This window comes from Bacillus sp. AG4(2022) (assembly GCF_031844465.1).
In the GTDB taxonomy this organism is placed as follows: Bacteria; Bacillota; Bacilli; order Bacillales; family Cytobacillaceae; genus Bacillus_AB; species Bacillus_AB infantis.
Map to the genome: position 1 here is coordinate 83,986 of NZ_JAUZVH010000001.1, position 16,627 is coordinate 100,612.

Genomic DNA, 16,627 nt, shown 5'->3' on the forward strand with positions numbered 1-16,627 from the left:
TTTGTATAATACTTGCCAAAGTGTCTCATCTGGATGATATGAAGCACTCTGTAACGTAAAATGCTTGCCAGAAGGTCTCAGAAAGAATCCGTGAAGCCCTCCGGTCTTAGATTCTTTATTCCACACTAGTCTCCTCAAAAAACGCCGTTTTGTTTAATCTAATAGGCACTTCTTTATTCTTCCTTTCAAGCAGAAAAAACACAATGCCGGCGTATTCTATTCCCGAATCTGTCCACCCGCCATCAAAAGGTGCGGTGGTTCCTTTCAATCCACAACAATATACCCGATCATCGGCCCGTTGCTGTCTCTATCAGGATGGGTAAGGCAGACCAGGCGGTAAATGCCTTCTTTATCAATCTTGACCGGCACTGATGTTTCACCGCCTTTTTTCACGATCCCTTTTATATCAGTTCCTTCAATGATGAACGGATGTTCCATGCCGTTGATGCCGGAAATCTTTAAAACGACTTCTTCGCCTTCCTTGATGAAAATCGTTCCAGGATCCCAGCGGTATGCTTCAAGTTCCTTTCCATCAGGCAGCGTAGCCTTGAATTCGCCTGTGACCATGTGTATTTCTCTTGGAGCCGCCGCTGCTTTATCCTGGCTGAATACACTTATGCTGTCCTTGCCCAGCAAAAACCAGCCTGTTGCCGACACGACAGCTGCCAGCAGAACCAGTGCGAAAATAACGGTACTTCTTTTTAAAACTAAAAATGGCATATACAGATCCCCCTTTGAATTGATCTATATTAAAGATATGCCAGGGGGGCGGGGGAACTTGTCTTATTCCACAAAATATTTTTAATTTTTGTTCCAGCTGGGTAAAAGGCATAAAACAGGAAAGTTTCACCACACTATTCAGGACAACATTTTTGGCGAGGTGTAGTATGTACCGATTATTTACACATAATGATCTTGATGGGATAGGCTGCGGAATATTAGCAAAGCTTGCATATGGTGACAAGGCAGAGGTCCGCTATAATTCGGTCTCCGGATTGGATATACAGATAAGCCGTCATTTGGACCGGCTGAAAAACAAAGAAAAGAAACAGGATATACTGCTGATCACAGATTTATCTGTTAATGAAGAAAATGAACAGCGGCTAAGCCAGCTGCAGAAGGAGGGAGGCTCCGTGCAGCTGATCGATCACCATAAATCCGCTCTGCATCTGAACAGCAGCAGCTGGGCGAGTGTAACCGTGGAATATGATGACGGACGGCTTGCTTCTGCAACGTCCCTGTTTTTCGATTATCTGATCAAGAAAGACCACATAACCCCAACAGAAGCGCTTAAAGAATTTGTAGAGCTCGTCAGGCAATATGATACATGGGAATGGGACCAGAACGGGAACATGAAGGCAAAACAGCTGAATGATCTCTTTTTCCTTCTTTCCATTGAAGAATTTGAAGAGAAGATGCTCGACCGGCTGAAAGATAGCGCGTCATTCGAGTTTGATGAATTTGAGAAAAAACTTCTCGAAATGGAAGAAGACAAGATTGAACGTTATATGAGAAGAAAAAAGCGGGAAATCGTCCAGGCTTTTATAGGGGAGCATTGTGCGGGAATTGTCCACGCAGAGTCTTACCACTCCGAGCTTGGCAATGAGCTTGGAAAGGAATTCCCTCACCTGGACTATATTGCCCTGCTCAGCATAGGCGGAAAAAGGATAAGCTACAGGACCATCCATGATCATATCGATGTTTCAGAAATAGCAGGAAGGTTCGGAGGCGGCGGGCATGCCAAAGCATCAGGCAGCAGCATGACTGAAGAGGCATTTTCCCTTTTTGTGAAAGACGTTTTTTCAGAAGACCCCATTAAGGGTGACGCCTATAAAAATGAACATAATCACAAAGAATCCGGCTCAGGCTCTCTTTATGAGAACAGAAAGGGAGATCATTTCCTCATCTTCAAGGACAACGACTCATGGAAAATTGATGTGAATGGCCGAACAGCAGGGGAAGAATATGACAGCTTTACGGCTGCGGAACATGACCTCAAAAGGAACCATTCCGCCTGGCTGGCCAGAGACGAAAATTTCATCGATTATTTAAAAGATTTCTTCCTTGAAGCAAAACTGAATTCCAGCAAGGGAAACCGCCATTGATAATATGGCGGTTTTTTCCTGTAAAAAACATGCATGACAGAATATAATGGTAGTATCAGTCATAAGGAGGGGGAGAATGGCAGGTTTCATTGTATTTATCATCGTTTTCGTATTCATCTTTGGTATGGCGGTTTCTATCATCAGCGGCAATAAAGGAAAAAGGCGTCCGAGGCTGTATGCGGATGAATTGCCTGAAGGGCTTGGCATCGAAAAAGATGCGGCCAAACCGCTTGCACAGCATTTAGAAAAAGCAATGTCTGACGGATTTCAGTCCAATATAAAAAATAGAATGCTGAAAGAGCATCCTTCCTGGTCGGAAAAGCATTTTGACTGGGTATTCTTTGAGCTTAAAAGATTCTTTGTGCTAAGCAGCATCTTAAAATCGGTGCCGATGTTCAGCGGGAAAGTGGATGCAGTCTGGCATGAGATGCTTATGTTCACAAGAGATTATGAAGATTTCTCGAAAAAGTTCTACAACAGCTTTTTGCACCACACACCCAATATGGAGATAGTTCCCATCCCAGGGGAAAGAGCCTTTTTCGACTGGGTCTACCTTCAGGTCTTTTCTCCGGCAAGAAACAGCCGCTTGATTTGGGGAGAATTTTTGAGAACACCGATTGAGCAGGGCATTTTGCATGATTTCAGAACCAAATCTGAAGGAGAGCTTCTAGCAAAGTATTTCAGGAATGGAGAAGCTGCAAGAGAAATTCAGCTTTATCTGATCCGGCAGCTCAAAAATGATATCAGGGAAGCAGAAATGACTTTCAGCAAAAATGAAAAAAAGCCATTCACGCGGATTTCTTCTTCACATGATATGAGCATGCTTCTTCCGGCAGCCGTATTTTTCTCGATATATGAGCATGATGATTATTCATCACATATTGAAGAGGTGCTTCCTGTAGAAATGATGAAGAGCGGGTATGCGGGTGCGACCTCTTGTTCCGGTTTTGCCTGCAGCACTGATCATGATTCAGATTCCGGCAGCTGTTCAGGGGGGGCGAACTGTTCGGGCGGATCCAACTGCTCAAGCTGCGGAGGAGGAGGCGGCTGCGGGGGAAGCTAGACCTTTGCAGCCCTGGATAAAAAGTGTTTTTAAACTAAATATGCAGCTTTTAAAAAAGCACACTGTTTGAAGCCATCTTAATAGATGGCTTTTCAATTTGGCCGGCTATATACCCAGCCTCAACATTCACCAAACCTGTTATTTTTCATTTTTGTAACAATTCATAAACAAGCCCATTTGCCGCAAAATATTTTGGTACAATCAAAATTAGGGAATTTAGCACTATCAAAATCAGCAAATGGAGATTGACAGATGAAGAAATTTTTATCCGCTTTAATGGTTTTCATGCTTACTGTACACGCCGGACAGAGCGCTGTCGCAAAAGAAGAAAAAGAACCTGCCATAGTGAGTGAGGCTGCGGTTTTAATTGATTCGCAATCAAATGCTATTTTATACAGCAAAAATGGATCTGACCGGATGTATCCAGCCAGCCTGACAAAGATTGCCACCGCTATTTATGCTATAAAAAAAGGAAATCTGGATGACATGGTGACTGTCAGCAGGAGTGCTGTTGAAACAGAAGGGACTAAGGTTTATTTAGAAGAAGGCGAGAAGACAACGCTCAGGCATCTGATCGAGGGGATGCTGATAAACTCAGGGAATGATGCTGCTGCAGCTATTGCCGAGCATATTGACGGAAATATAGAAGAGTATGAGAGAAATTTGAACACATTCCTGGAAAAAGAAGTGCATGTCCATAATACCCATTTTACAAATCCGCACGGCTTGTTTGATGAAAGGCATTATACGACAGCTGAAGACATGGCTCTTATTACCAGCTATGCCTTGAAAAACAATACCTTCAGAACGATTTACGGGACAAAAGAGCTCGCATGGGATGGAGAAAGCTGGGATACAACGATATTTACCCACCATCGGATGCTAAAAGGGGAAGTGCCATATACCGGGATAACCGGCGGAAAGACAGGGTTTGTGAACGAAAGCAAGCAGACGCTGGCCACTTCCGGAGAAAACGGAAAAATCCAGCTGACTGCCATCGTCATGAAAGCAGATTTCAAGAGGGATATCTATAATGATACAAAAACCTTATTTGACTACGGCTTCAGCCGTTTCAAGTCTTCTGTGATCAGCAAAGAAACTTCCTTTCAAAAAGGGGACCAGATTTATTTTAGCGGAAAAGACCGCTTTGTCACATTACCGCTGAATCATTTTGAAAAAATCGTCACAGAAGAAGGCCTTTTGAAAATCGTTGATGGAAGCGGAAAACTGATTCAAATCTTCCCCCTCGAGCCGGAGGCCGTAAAAGCTGCAGGTCCTTCTGAAGCGGTCCAGGCACAGGAAATGGAGGAGACACCGGTTAAGTCAGGGGTCTTTTACATGGTATTTGTGCTTTTACTGGCTTCTCTTTACATTATGTCACGGAAACTATACCGCAGAATCAAACAAAGGCATTGAATCAGCTGATTCAATGCCTTTTTATAAAAGAAAAGACTAAAGAGTAACCTTTAGTCTTCTGCGCCATTTATTGAAGCCTTGATTCAACCTGCTGGCAAACTTCATCTGCCGATAACCCGTTTGCCTCGATGACTGAAGATTGTGTGAAAGTATCCTGCATCCCCATAACATTGGAGTCCAGTCCTGTCACTACACAGCAGGAGCAATTCTGGGCATCCTCCTGAGTTTTCATGTCAATTACATCATAACCTTTCGCACGGAGTGCCTCCTGGATATTGGTAAGAGATTGTTCTACCGCAATACGTTTCGCCATAACTTACACCTCCTCTGAATGTTATGATGCCTGAAAGAGCGTGGTCTTATTCCCATGAATGAGATGTGGCTTGGGAGTTAAAAGTAATAAACGGAGGTGTTTAAGATGGCCAAACATAAAAAAGATCCTTCCAAAACCGGCTTAAGCTCGCCTGAAGTTGAGGGACAGGGCACGACCAATAATGAAACAGGCAGGTTCAAAACTGATTCAGCAAGAAAAAAGACAAAAAAACAAGATGTCTGACCCCTGAAAATCTTAGCCTGATACTAAACCGGAACTTGATCAGGAATAAGAAAAACCAGGAAAGCAGTGCTTTCCTGGTTCACTTTTATTTATACATTTCAGCTACCTGTTTTTGCAGGTCTGTGTTTTCCAAGTATTCATCATAAGTCATTTGCTTATCAACAGTGCCGTTCGGAGTGATTTCAATGATCCGGTTTGCAATGGTCTGGATGAACTGATGGTCATGAGAAGCGAAGATCATGGAACCTTTGTAGCTGGTCAATCCGTTATTCAATGCTGTGATAGATTCAAGATCCAAATGGTTTGTCGGCTCATCAAGAAGAAGCACATTCGCACCGCTCAGCATCATCTTTGAAAGCATGCAGCGGACTTTTTCTCCACCAGAAAGCACGCTGGCTTTTTTCAGCACTTCTTCGCCTGAGAACAGCATTCTGCCAAGGAATCCGCGCAGGAAGCTTTCACTCTCATCCTGAGGGGAGAATTGGCGCAGCCAGTCAACAAGGTTAAGTTCGCTGTTTTCAAAATACTGCGAGTTGTCTTTAGGGAAATACGCCTGTGAAGTCGTGATGCCCCATTTAAATGAACCGCTGTCCGGTTCCATTTCTCCGGTAAGGATTTTGAACAATGCCGTTTTTGCAATTTCATCTGTACCGACAAGTGCAATTTTATCGTCTTTATTCATAATGAAGCTGACATTGTCGAGCACCTTGACACCGTCGATCGTCTTGCTGATACTGTCTACCCTTAAAAGATCATTTCCGATCTCGCGCTCCGGCGTGAATCCAACATAAGGATAACGGCGGGAAGAAGGCTTGATATCATCAAGGGAGATCTTATCGAGCAGCTTTTTCCGGGAAGTTGCCTGCTTGGATTTTGATGCATTTGCACTAAAACGGGCAATAAAGCTTTGCAGCTCTTTGATTTTTTCTTCTTTTTTCTTATTTGCATCAGATGCCATCCTGGAAGCCAGCTGGCTTGATTCATACCAGAAATCATAGTTCCCGACATAAACCTGGATTTTTCCGAAATCAAGATCGGCAATATGCGTACAAACTTTATTAAGGAAGTGCCTGTCATGGGAAACGACAATGACTGTGTTTTCGAAGTTGATCAGGAACTCCTCAAGCCAGCGGATTGCTTTGATATCCAAGTGGTTTGTAGGCTCATCTAGCAGAAGAACATCAGGCTTGCCAAATAGAGCCTGTGCAAGCAGGACTTTTACTTTATCTGATCCTGTAAGATCTTCCATCTTTTTATTATGGAGCTCTTCGCCAATTCCAAGGCCTTTAAGCAGGATGGCCGCTTCAGATTCAGCTTCCCAGCCGTTCAGTTCAGCAAATTCACCTTCCAGCTCAGCTGCCTTCATTCCATCTTCATCAGAGAAATCAGCTTTCATATAGATGGCGTCTTTTTCCTGCATAACCTGGTATAGGCGGGCATGGCCCATGATGACCGTCGTAAGTACCTCATGCTCCTCATACTCATAGTGGTTCTGCTTTAATACTGCAAGACGTTCTCCTGGGCCAAGTGATACATTACCCGTCTGGGACTCGATTTCTCCAGAGAGGATTTTCAGGAATGTCGACTTCCCGGCACCATTGGCGCCGATAAGGCCATAGCAGTTACCGGGATTGAATTTAATATTAACATCTTCGAACAGCTTCCTGTCGCCATAACGAAGACCTACGTTGCTGACAGTTATCATATAGGTTTGATTCCTCCAAAAAAAACAATATCGTAAGAATTATAACACTTTCAGCGTCCAAGAGCGAATCTTTCCAACAGGTGCCTATGAAAAGAAAAAGGCAGAATAAGAAGAAAGGCAAGAGAAAAAGTTTCAGCTGAGAAGAAATGGGAAATAGATAGAGTAAATCAGCTGACTCAGAATGCGTGCCAATTTTTTATAAATAAAATTATCAAAAATTATTCACATTTAATTTGCCGAATGTCATAGTTTTTTCATATTTTTCATGTAAAATGAAAACATACAGGCAAAACAAAGGAGTTTTTTGACATGGCTAAAAAGCAGCTCGTCGATTTAGTTAACCGTTTGAAAAAATCCGGCATAAAGATAAGCTTCACTAAGCCAAAATCTGACTACCTGCTGCACATTAACCAGGCCGGAAAGATATCTTCCTCCACGAACTGAGACTAGAGAGGTACAGGAGACAAGCACATATACAGCTGTCTCCTGTTGTGCAGCCTGAAGAACATAAGAAACATACGAATGAATATACATACAAAAGGCTGACCTGCCTCTCCGGCAGTCAGCCTTTTTCGTGCTTAAGAAAAAATCCAGGCCGTGGGAACCCTGGATTTACAGCTCCTTCAAAATCTTCTTATATACTTCTTTTCTATCAAAACTTTCACCCATTGGGAACTTTTTAATATATTTATTGTCTTTATCCAGGAGATAAACATAGGTGCTGTGCACATAGAAGCCATCCCCGGGATCACGGTACTGAAACTGGAAGGCATTGGCGAGCTCCTGTATTTCCTGCTGGTCTTCTTTCATGCTGTCTCGATCTCCAGTCAGGAACACCCAGTTCCCGTCTTTATTAATTTCAAAAGTGTCCATATACTTACTCAGCACTTCAGGTGTGTCGCGATAAGGGTCAATGGTTACTGTCATGAATTTTACTTTATTGCCAAAAACATGATCTTTCTCCAGATCGCTTCTGAGCATATTCATTTTTTGTGTTGTTGTGGGACAGATATCAGGACAATGGGTATAGATAAATTCAACTAATGTTAAGGTCTGTCCACGCTCGCTGAAATCATAGGTTTCACCATTTTCATTAATCAATGATAGATCTTCAGGAATTTCTGCTGAATGATCCCTGATGACAAAAAAAGCAATCCCTGCAGAAATCCCGGCAATAATAAGGATAGAGCTGATCCAATAAAGTTTCTTCATTTCGTTCCCTCCCACTTAAGAATAGGGAAGAGAAGGAAAAAATGACATGGATATTATGTGAAATTTTAAAAGCAGGAGCAAAAAAATATTCATCCGGCTCCGTGGCATATGGACAGCACTATCTGGGTGATTCGATAATTTCTCAAGTAGAGTTATAAAAGAAAAAAAGGAGCCCGCGGGCCCCTCTTTTAATGATTGGATCAGTTCATTCCGATCCAGACGCTCTTCACTTCTGTATAATTATTCAAAGCGTAGGATCCCATTTCCCGGCCCATGCCAGACTGTTTATAGCCGCCGAATGGGGAGGCTGCGTCAAAGGCATTATAGCAGTTGACCCAAACAGTTCCTGCCCTGAGCTGACTGGCGATATAATGGGCTTTGGAGACGTCCTTCGTCCAGACGCCCGCCGCCAGGCCGTATTCGCTGTTATTTGCCCTGGCAATCAGTTCATCAAGATCTTCATACGGCATCGCCGAGATGACAGGACCAAAGATTTCTTCTTTGGCAATCGTCATCTCATCACGTACATCGGCAAAGATAGTAGGGGAGACAAAATAACCTTCTTCATATGGCTTATTTCCGCCGACAAGCAGTTCCGCTCCTTCGCTGACGCCTTTTTCAATATATCCAAGGACCCTGTTCTGCTGTTCTGTTGAAACGAGAGGGCCTATCTGCGTATCAGCATGCAGGCCGGCACCCTGCTTGATCTTCTTGGCATGATCGACCATATCGGACACTACATTATCAAACTGCTTTTTCTGGATGAACACACGCGATCCTGCACAGCATACCTGGCCCTGGTTGAACATGACTCCGTTCAATGCGCCTGGGATGGCCTTTGTCATGTCGGCATCAGGAAGGATGATATTCGGCGACTTCCCGCCAAGTTCCAGCGTGACACGTTTCAGTGTCTTGGAAGCCCTTTGCATGATCATTTTTCCGACCTCTGTAGAACCGGTGAACGCGATCTTATCGACCAGAGGATGATCCACAAGCGGCTGGCCTGCTGTTTCACCAAAGCCGGGGACGATATTCACGACTCCTTCAGGGAAGCCCGCTTCCTGGATTAATTCTGCCAGATACAGAGCGGAGAGAGGTGTCTGCTCCGCCGGCTTGAGAACAACCGTACATCCTGTGGCGAGTGCCGCCCCAAGCTTCCACATTGCCATGAGGAGAGGGAAGTTCCAAGGGATGATCTGGCCGACCACTCCAACAGCCTCGTGGCGTGTATAGTTAAAGAATGGGCCGTTTACCGGAATTGTCTGTCCGACGATTTTTGTCGTCCAGCCCGCATAGTAGCGCATATGCTCAACAGCAAGCGGGATATCAGCTGCAGAGGTTTCCCTGATTGGCTTACCGTTGTCCAGGGTTTCAAGCTGTGCCAGCTCTTCTTTGTGTTCTTCCATTAAATCTGCGAGTTTATACATTAATCTGCTTCTTTTAGCGCTGCCCATCTTGGACCATTTTCCTTCATCAAATGCCTTCCTTGCAGCGAGCACGGCTCTATCAATGTCTTCAGGACCTGCTTCATACAGGGTCGCCAGAACTTCACCGGTAGCAGGGTTATAGCTTTCAAATGTTTTCTGAGAGGCGCTTTCCACGAATTCTCCATTAATGAAAAGCTTTTTCTTTCCGGCCAGGAACTTTTCTACTTTTTCCTTCAAATTAATTGTTAATTGGGTCATTGCAATTCCTCCCTGAAATTAATTTATGTAGCCAAAAGCCTATTTTGATAGCGCTTCCATAAACTATGTTAGCATTTACAGATTCTATTATTCAAATAAAAAGAGAACAAATTTTCAGATAGTTTTCGACAATATTCTTCTGCGCTTTTTGTCTATCCCTTCAAATTTCTGATAAAAAGAAAAATTCTATTTACTTCTGTGGCCTCCCTTGTATATGATTATATTGTATTAAATAATTTGTTCAGCAAAAGGGGTATGTTGTATGTTAGGTGCCGTTCTTAACTAAACCGTTAATCAAATACGGTCATTCCGGGGCTCTTTCTTAAAAGATTAAGGAAGGGAACTTTTATTTAAGTGTGCCCATGGAATAGAGTTAAGAACTCGGTCATAGCCTGCAGCATTTTCTATCAGTGGAAAGCTGTGTTCTTTGAGCACAGCTTTTTTGAATACTGATATATGCTGAATCCTATTTTTGGGAGCCGCAATGATATAGTTCATTGCGGCTTTTTGTATTGATAAAAAGGAGGAAAAAAATTGAATTCACACACTTATGAGTCTTTAGATTTCCATGTGGTAAAAGAAAATGCGGCTCAATTCGCTTTGACGGAAGGAGGAAGAAAAAAGATACTCAGCATGGAGCCATCCTTTCTAAAAGGCCAGATCGAAGCACTGGCAGACGAAACTGCTGAGGCAGCTGCAATTCTTAAAACCGGAAGCAGTGTCCCCATCGGCAGTATGAAAGGGGTTGAAGCCCTGCTGTCATCATTCCACAAAGGAATTGTGCTGCGGGTAGAACAGCTTAGCAGGCTATATGAATTTCTGCAATCCTGCAAGAAGCTTAAGAAGTATATGAAAGACAAGTCTAACCTTGCTCCAAGAATATCTTCCTATATACTCTCTGTTGACGATCTGCCTTTCCTTGCAGAAGAACTAATGCGCTGCATCCGGAATGGGGGGATAGATGACCATGCCAGCAAGGACCTCCTGAAGATCCGCAAACAGATTGCTATCCAGGAAGAAAGGCTTAAGGAAAAATTGAACCAGATCCTGAAATCAGCTAAATATAAAGAGGTTTTGCAGGAGGGGGTAGTCAGCCAGAGGAATGGCCGGTATGTGGTGCCGGTAAAGAAGGAATACAGGTATAAGATCAAAGGGTCAGTACTGGACAGAAGTGCTTCAGGTTCAACCCTTTTTATTGAACCTGAAGAAATCGGAGCACACCAGGACCAGCTGAATTGGCTGCATTCAGATGAAGAGTCGGAAATCCTGAACATTCTCTTGTACTTGACAGGGCTGGCGGAAGATAAGCATGAAGAAATCAAGCTGGCGGCCGAGACAATGATCCATTATGATATCGTTTTTGCAAAGGGAAAATACGGGCTGGCGATTGAGGGCATCCCAGTTTGTTTTCAGGATGATCAGTCTTTCCGCCTCCTTGATGCCAGACATCCTTCGCTGGGGAGCTCAGCAGTCCCTCTAACTATAGAGCTTGGACAGAGCGGAACTACAGCCCTTGTGATAACGGGACCGAATACAGGAGGCAAAACAGTTGCCATCAAAACGGTCGGCCTGCTCGTCCTGATGGCTCAATGCGGTCTGCTTCTCCCGGTTTCCCAGGGAAGCTCAATGGGCATATTCCAGAAGATCCTGGTTGATATAGGGGACGGCCAAAGCATTGAAGAAAACTTAAGCACCTTCAGCTCCCGGATAAAAAATATAGGCGAAATCTTAGAAGAATCCACTGCTGACTCCCTGGTGCTTCTGGATGAACTTGGCTCAGGCACTGACCCGGGGGAGGGAATGGGGCTGGCAGCAGCTATTCTGGAGCAGCTGCACAGGAAAGGAGCTGCTATCCTGGCAACAACGCACTATAAAGAGATCAAATCTTTTGCAGAGCATCATGAAGGCTTTATAAATGGAAGCATGGAATTTGATCTTGCCACCTTAAAGCCAACATACAGGCTGAAAATAGGAGAGTCAGGAGAAAGCCAGGCATTTGCCATCGCTTTAAAGCTTGGAATCCATCCGAAGCTGATTGAAAGGGCCCATTACTATTCATACGGGATAGAGAAGAGCTATCCACAGGAACTTTCAGATGATACAGCAAAGAAAAAGATGGAGAGGCAAATATTTGTTCAGAAGCACGAAAAGAAAAGAGAGAAGACAGCAAAAATAGAAAAGCCTGCCGCCTTTAAAACAGGTGACAATGTACTCTATACAAGTACAGGTGAACTGGGGATTATCTATAAAGGACCTGACAGCCGGGATCAATATATTGTGCAAATTAAAGGAGAGAAAAAGGAGATCAACTCTAAAAGACTCAAGCTGTATATTAAGGCAGAGGAGCTATATCCGGAAGAATATGATTTTTCCATCATATTTGATACAAAAGAGAATCGGAAAGTTCTGAAGCAGATGGGTAAGAAGCATGTAAAAGGTTTAAGTGCAGATGCTGATGATTAACATATAAAAAGAAAGGAAAGAAGCGAAGGCTTCTTTCCTTTTTGCATACTTACAAAAGCATTCCTGCAATTGCTGCGCTCAGCAATGAAGCCAGCGCACCCGCTACGACTGCTTTGAATCCGAGTTTAGCGATATCGCCTCTCCGGTCGGGAGCCAGGTTTCCAAGACCGCCAAGAAGGATGGCCATGGATGAAATATTGGCAAATCCGCATAGAGCGAAGCTGATGATGGCTGAAGTTTTTTCAGACAGATTCCCGATTTCAGGGGCAAAGGAAGAATAGGCCACAAATTCATTCAGAACAAGCTTTTGACCGATATATCCCCCAGCCTGAACCGCTTCTGACCACGGAACACCCACCGCAAATGCAATTGGCGAGAATACATAGCCGAGAATCATTTCAAGAGACAGATTGTCTGCACCGAATAGCCCGCCGGCAAAGCCGATCAATCCGTTAATCATAGCAACAAGCGCTATGAACGCCAAAAGCATGGCACCGATATTCAATGCAAGCTGAAGGCCGACACTGGCGCCTTTTGCGGCTGCATCTACTACATTGACAGATTCTGTATCTTTCTCAATAGTAATCTCTTTATCTGTCTGTGATTGTTCTGTTTCCGGAATCATGATCTTTGCTAATACCAGGCCTGCAGGAGCAGCCATGAAGCTGGCAGCAAGGAGATATTCCAGCGGCACCCCCAGCAGGGAGTAACCGATAAGGACTGAACCTGCAACTGAAGCAAGTCCGCCCGTCATGACAGCGAATAATTCCGACCGGGTCATCTTACTGATGAATGGACGGACGATGAGAGGAGCTTCTGTCTGGCCCACAAAAATATTTGCTGCTGCAGAAATGGATTCTGCCTTGCTTGTCCCCAGCAGTTTTGAAAGTCCTCCGCCGATAATCTTGATAACCCACTGCATGACACCAATGTAATAAAGAACAGAGATTAAAGATGAGAAGAATATGACAGTCGGCAGAACCTGAAAGGCAAATACCATCCCAATATTCGTTCCATCGGCAAACAGGCCGCCAAACAGGAAGTTGATTCCTTCGTTCGCATAGCCTACGATATTGTTCACCGTTTCAGTGAGCATCTCTAGTGCTTTTTTCCCCGCATTCCATTTTAAAACAGCAAAAGCAAAGATAAGCTGTATGGCAAGTCCGCCAGCTATCGTCCTTAGATTGATCGCTTTTCTGTTTGAAGAGAAGAGAAGTGCGATTCCAAGAACGACTGCAATCCCAAATAGTCCCCAAAGTAAATTCATCAGTTCCACCCCTTAACAACTAATAGTAATCTCTAGCTTATAAAAATCTTCATAAACGTCTTCCAAATGTTGTATGAGAACAGACGTCAGACATCCAACTAATTTACCTGTTTCATTTTAACATGAATCCGTTTACAGTCCAGTATTTTGTTTAATAAAATTGTTTAGAAAATTAATACATGGATTCTATTTTCCATATTCGCTTTTGCGGAAAATTAAATATGGTTAGTCTGAGCAGGTTCAGGGAAACAGAAGAAAAAACAAAGGGGGGATTGGATGGATCCTTATTTTTTCGGTATTTATGCTATCATTTACACTCTGCTGCTGGTTTGGGGAATTTTTCTTTTATTTAAAAAGGGAAGGCCCACATACGGAGATGTGCTGCTAGTTGTGATTGCCGGCCTGATCTATGATAATAGCATCCTTGCAGCAGGACGGATAGCCGGAGAATCTGACATGCTTCTGTCTCTCAATAGAATGCGATTTATTTTACATGCCGCCGCAACACCTCTCCTCGTTCTCTTTGCCTGGTATGCTGCAAAAGAATCGGGTGCAAGGGTGCTTGATCAAAAGAAAAGCCTGGGGATTGCCTGGATCATAACCATTGTATTAATGTCTATAGAATTCTTTGCCATCAGGAATCTTCAGCTTGAGGCAGTAACTGAATACGGGGTGCTGAAATATGCACCATTGCATGCTCACGGTCCTCCAATAATGGTGATCGGTGTATCGGTCTTTCTCTTGATATCCGGAGTTATTGTCTGGAAAAAAACAGGCTGGTTCTGGATGTTTGCCGGAATTGCTATTATGGCTGCAGGAAGTGCTGTACCATTTGATCCAGGCAGTGCTGCAGTTACGAATCTGTTTGAGCTAATCTTAATTGCCAGCCTGCTTTTGACAAAAAAATATTTGGATAGGAATGCCGTATAAAAATGCGGGGCAGAAATTGCTCCGCACTTTTTTTCGCAACATATACTGGTCCAGCTTTAGGAATATCCGCACTTGTCCCCGGACGTTTGTCCATTAGCTGACAGGCCCTCCTGCATATGATGTTAGCGGACAACATATCGGAGGTGATTGAAATGTCAAGAAGCTATTACAATCAGTGCAGAGGCGGCATGGGCCGAATGGTGCGGATCCGGACTGTGCATGGAAGAGAGCATGTGGGAGTTATTGAACGTGTTACACCTTCAAAGGTTTTTATCAGACCTGCAGGCGGCAGGAATTACGGCGGCCACGGCTATGGAGAGTTTGATGGATTTGCGTATCCTTACGGCTGGGGCTGGGGCTGGGGAGGCTTTGGCATCGGCATTGCGTTCGGAGCAATTGCTGCTTTAGCTTTTGTCCCATTTCTATGGTAAGAGCTCAATTAAGCACAAAGATACTATTAGCCCATTCAAAACAGTCATCCTTCTCATACAATACCCTAGGTCGTGCATAAAGGGGGTGCAATGAATGAGCGGTGGAGCTGGATACGGCTACGGCGGCGGGTTTGCCCTTATCGTCGTGCTTTTCATCCTTTTGATTATTGTTGGCGCTGCTTATGTTGGGGGAGGCTTCTAATCCTTTCTGCATTTGAGCAAAAGGAATCTGTTTTCAGGCAGATTCCTTTTTGCGTTTTCCCCCTAAACCATTCTTGCTCGCATGGATGATCTCCCTGAATTAAAATCCTGAAAAAGAAAACAATATAATGACAGCCTCAAGGAGGGATTCATCATGCCAAAAGAAGCACAGGATGACATGTCACAATACAAAATGCCGGATGCGTTAAAGAAACAGCGCAATTCATCCTACCAAGTCGGCTATACCGCTACAACAGGCAATCAAACCGGCGGAGAACCTGAAGTGGGCAAAAGGGCAGACTATAAGAATTGACTTGAATCAAGCTGCGCTATGCAGCTTGATTCTGTCACTTTATCTTGCTCTTGCTACAATGCCATTGTGCACTTTTATAATTCCGTGCTGAAGAATTTCCAGTCCGTTTTCATACATATAAAGCCCCATCTGTTCGACTGTCATAAGCTCCCGGTACGTGTGGTTCATAACATCGGCCATTATTTCATAATAAAGCTTGGACCTGAGCTGTGCTCTTGGAGTCGTCATAATGATATACCCTGATGGTTTCACAAAACTTCTGTGCCAATCGACCACCTCGGGCTTTAATTTGTCAGGGAAATGCTCCAGCAGCCCCACGCTCAAGACAATATCAAATTCCTTCCCATAAGGCAGATTCCTGATATCCTCCACTACATAGTCAATTTGGAAATCATTTTTGTAAAAAGCTTTTCTGCCCCCTGTTTGTTTATTTTGGCCAAGGAAGGGATATGATTCCGGAAATTCTTCAAAGCGTGCATCCCTGCAAAACGGATCATAATCCACCAGTACTGCTTCTCCGCCTGGATACATGGCAGACAGCTGCATTGCTTCATATCCTTCTGCAGCACCTAAAAACAGGATACGGGGTTTTTCAAGGTCCAAGTTGGCAAATAGGCCTCTTTTTCCGCGCGGATCCCAAATCCCATCCTGAATCCTGTGAACATAATTCCATAGTGACAGCCTTACCAGCTCGCCCAAAGCTGATTTCGCTGCACGGGGCTTCATCATAGCTGCATTTTTCAAGAATTCCTTCTTAGACCTGTCCATTTCGGCTGGGACATCCTTAACAAACCACTGATGAAAGGAACGGTTGAACATTTCCCAGGATGTATGGACGGGAAGTTCCTTTTCATGCTCCCTTTCCCAGTCATGCTTTTCTTTTGCAAATGATGTCACTTCGTACGGCTTCCCGATGTCTTTCCACGAGAGCAAGGACCAATCCTTTACAGTGTTCATCTTAATGAATCTGCCGGCCTGCTTTTCCGTATACTCGCGCATATCCCTCCTGTAAGAGGGAAGGAGAGAGGTTTCCTCCTTAATCTCATCTGCTTTTATTTCGGTTTCAAGCAACAATACCACCCCGGTTTGTAAGCGTTATCAATATTTATTCAACACAGGAAATGTCAATCCCTTTAATAGGCGGAAATAAAACGACTTTCCTATGGCTTTACTGCTTCATATTGTGATGGGACCATTTAGCTGGATAATCCTCGTGACTAATAGTGTGTTTACAGGTCTGTAAAACTTGGTTTCACAAAAATGATCTAATCATTAGCAGC

At 43.9% G+C, this 16,627-nt stretch carries 17 protein-coding genes; 10 read left to right on the forward strand and 7 right to left on the reverse strand.

Annotated features, from left to right (window positions below; translation table 11 throughout):
• Nucleotides 1–264: 264 nt before the first annotated feature.
• Nucleotides 265–720 (reverse strand): cupredoxin domain-containing protein, encoded by a 456-nt coding sequence (locus tag Q9R36_RS00450; protein ID WP_094769005.1) that lies wholly within the window; start codon nucleotides 718–720, stop codon nucleotides 265–267.
• A gap of 167 nt (nucleotides 721–887) precedes the next feature.
• Between Q9R36_RS00450 and Q9R36_RS00455 the strand changes: the two genes are divergently transcribed.
• From Q9R36_RS00455 to Q9R36_RS00465, 3 genes are all read left to right on the forward strand, one after another.
• A complete protein-coding gene (locus Q9R36_RS00455; protein WP_129612193.1) occupies nucleotides 888–2,105 on the forward strand; it encodes a DHH family phosphoesterase in 1,218 nt (405 codons plus the stop codon).
• 76 nt (nucleotides 2,106–2,181) lie between these two features.
• Nucleotides 2,182–3,168, forward strand: coding sequence for a glycine-rich domain-containing protein (locus Q9R36_RS00460; protein ID WP_311224376.1), 987 nt, complete (start codon nucleotides 2,182–2,184; stop codon nucleotides 3,166–3,168).
• 252 nt (nucleotides 3,169–3,420) lie between these two features.
• A complete protein-coding gene (locus Q9R36_RS00465; protein ID WP_311224377.1) occupies nucleotides 3,421–4,584 on the forward strand; it encodes a D-alanyl-D-alanine carboxypeptidase family protein in 1,164 nt (387 codons plus the stop codon).
• Nucleotides 4,585–4,651: 67 nt separating this feature from the next.
• On the opposite strand, the gene Q9R36_RS00470 is transcribed toward Q9R36_RS00465, so the two are convergent.
• Nucleotides 4,652–4,897: a YkuS family protein gene (locus Q9R36_RS00470; RefSeq protein ID WP_009793808.1), complete on the reverse strand. Its 246-nt coding sequence runs from the start codon at nucleotides 4,895–4,897 to the stop codon at nucleotides 4,652–4,654.
• A 105-nt stretch (nucleotides 4,898–5,002) separates the two neighbouring features.
• Between Q9R36_RS00470 and Q9R36_RS00475 the strand changes: the two genes are divergently transcribed.
• Nucleotides 5,003–5,140, forward strand: a complete 138-nt coding sequence (locus Q9R36_RS00475) for a YuzL family protein (RefSeq protein WP_101547764.1) — start codon at nucleotides 5,003–5,005, stop codon at nucleotides 5,138–5,140.
• Nucleotides 5,141–5,225: 85 nt separating this feature from the next.
• Here the strand turns inward: Q9R36_RS00475 and Q9R36_RS00480 are convergent, their stop codons facing one another.
• The gene (locus Q9R36_RS00480; RefSeq protein WP_094769009.1) at nucleotides 5,226–6,845 is read right to left on the reverse strand and encodes an ABC-F family ATP-binding cassette domain-containing protein; all 1,620 of its coding nucleotides are present in this window, start codon (nucleotides 6,843–6,845) and stop codon (nucleotides 5,226–5,228) included.
• 309 nt (nucleotides 6,846–7,154) lie between these two features.
• Between Q9R36_RS00480 and Q9R36_RS00485 the strand changes: the two genes are divergently transcribed.
• A complete protein-coding gene (locus Q9R36_RS00485) occupies nucleotides 7,155–7,289 on the forward strand; it encodes a hypothetical protein (RefSeq protein WP_009793811.1) in 135 nt (44 codons plus the stop codon).
• Between the two features lie 168 nt (nucleotides 7,290–7,457).
• Here the strand turns inward: Q9R36_RS00485 and Q9R36_RS00490 are convergent, their stop codons facing one another.
• Both Q9R36_RS00490 and Q9R36_RS00495 read right to left on the reverse strand, forming a co-directional pair.
• On the reverse strand, nucleotides 7,458–8,057 hold the full coding sequence (locus Q9R36_RS00490) for an SCO family protein (protein ID WP_009793812.1): 600 nt from the start codon (nucleotides 8,055–8,057) through the stop codon (nucleotides 7,458–7,460).
• A 200-nt stretch (nucleotides 8,058–8,257) separates the two neighbouring features.
• Nucleotides 8,258–9,742, reverse strand: coding sequence for an aldehyde dehydrogenase family protein (locus tag Q9R36_RS00495; protein ID WP_009793813.1), 1,485 nt, complete (start codon nucleotides 9,740–9,742; stop codon nucleotides 8,258–8,260).
• A 534-nt stretch (nucleotides 9,743–10,276) separates the two neighbouring features.
• Between Q9R36_RS00495 and Q9R36_RS00500 the strand changes: the two genes are divergently transcribed.
• Complete coding sequence (locus Q9R36_RS00500) at nucleotides 10,277–12,205, forward strand: endonuclease MutS2 (RefSeq protein ID WP_009793815.1); 1,929 nt, start codon at nucleotides 10,277–10,279, stop codon at nucleotides 12,203–12,205.
• A gap of 49 nt (nucleotides 12,206–12,254) precedes the next feature.
• Here Q9R36_RS00500 and Q9R36_RS00505 read toward each other — a convergent pair whose 3' ends face one another.
• Nucleotides 12,255–13,472: a NupC/NupG family nucleoside CNT transporter gene (locus Q9R36_RS00505; RefSeq protein ID WP_009793816.1), complete on the reverse strand. Its 1,218-nt coding sequence runs from the start codon at nucleotides 13,470–13,472 to the stop codon at nucleotides 12,255–12,257.
• 276 nt (nucleotides 13,473–13,748) lie between these two features.
• Between Q9R36_RS00505 and Q9R36_RS00510 the strand changes: the two genes are divergently transcribed.
• The 4 genes from Q9R36_RS00510 (at nucleotide 13,749) to Q9R36_RS00525 (ending at nucleotide 15,347) form a co-directional block, all read left to right on the forward strand.
• Complete coding sequence (locus Q9R36_RS00510; protein ID WP_009793817.1) at nucleotides 13,749–14,402, forward strand: hypothetical protein; 654 nt, start codon at nucleotides 13,749–13,751, stop codon at nucleotides 14,400–14,402.
• A 152-nt stretch (nucleotides 14,403–14,554) separates the two neighbouring features.
• Nucleotides 14,555–14,833, forward strand: a complete 279-nt coding sequence (locus Q9R36_RS00515) for a hypothetical protein (RefSeq protein ID WP_094769013.1) — start codon at nucleotides 14,555–14,557, stop codon at nucleotides 14,831–14,833.
• Between the two features lie 94 nt (nucleotides 14,834–14,927).
• A complete protein-coding gene (locus Q9R36_RS00520) occupies nucleotides 14,928–15,035 on the forward strand; it encodes a YjcZ family sporulation protein (protein ID WP_009793819.1) in 108 nt (35 codons plus the stop codon).
• Between the two features lie 153 nt (nucleotides 15,036–15,188).
• Nucleotides 15,189–15,347 (forward strand): hypothetical protein, encoded by a 159-nt coding sequence (locus Q9R36_RS00525; protein ID WP_009793820.1) that lies wholly within the window; start codon nucleotides 15,189–15,191, stop codon nucleotides 15,345–15,347.
• A 39-nt stretch (nucleotides 15,348–15,386) separates the two neighbouring features.
• Here the strand turns inward: Q9R36_RS00525 and Q9R36_RS00530 are convergent, their stop codons facing one another.
• Entirely contained in the window at nucleotides 15,387–16,418 is a 1,032-nt protein-coding gene (locus Q9R36_RS00530) for a class I SAM-dependent methyltransferase (RefSeq protein ID WP_009793821.1), read from the reverse strand.
• Nucleotides 16,419–16,627 lie beyond the last annotated feature (209 nt).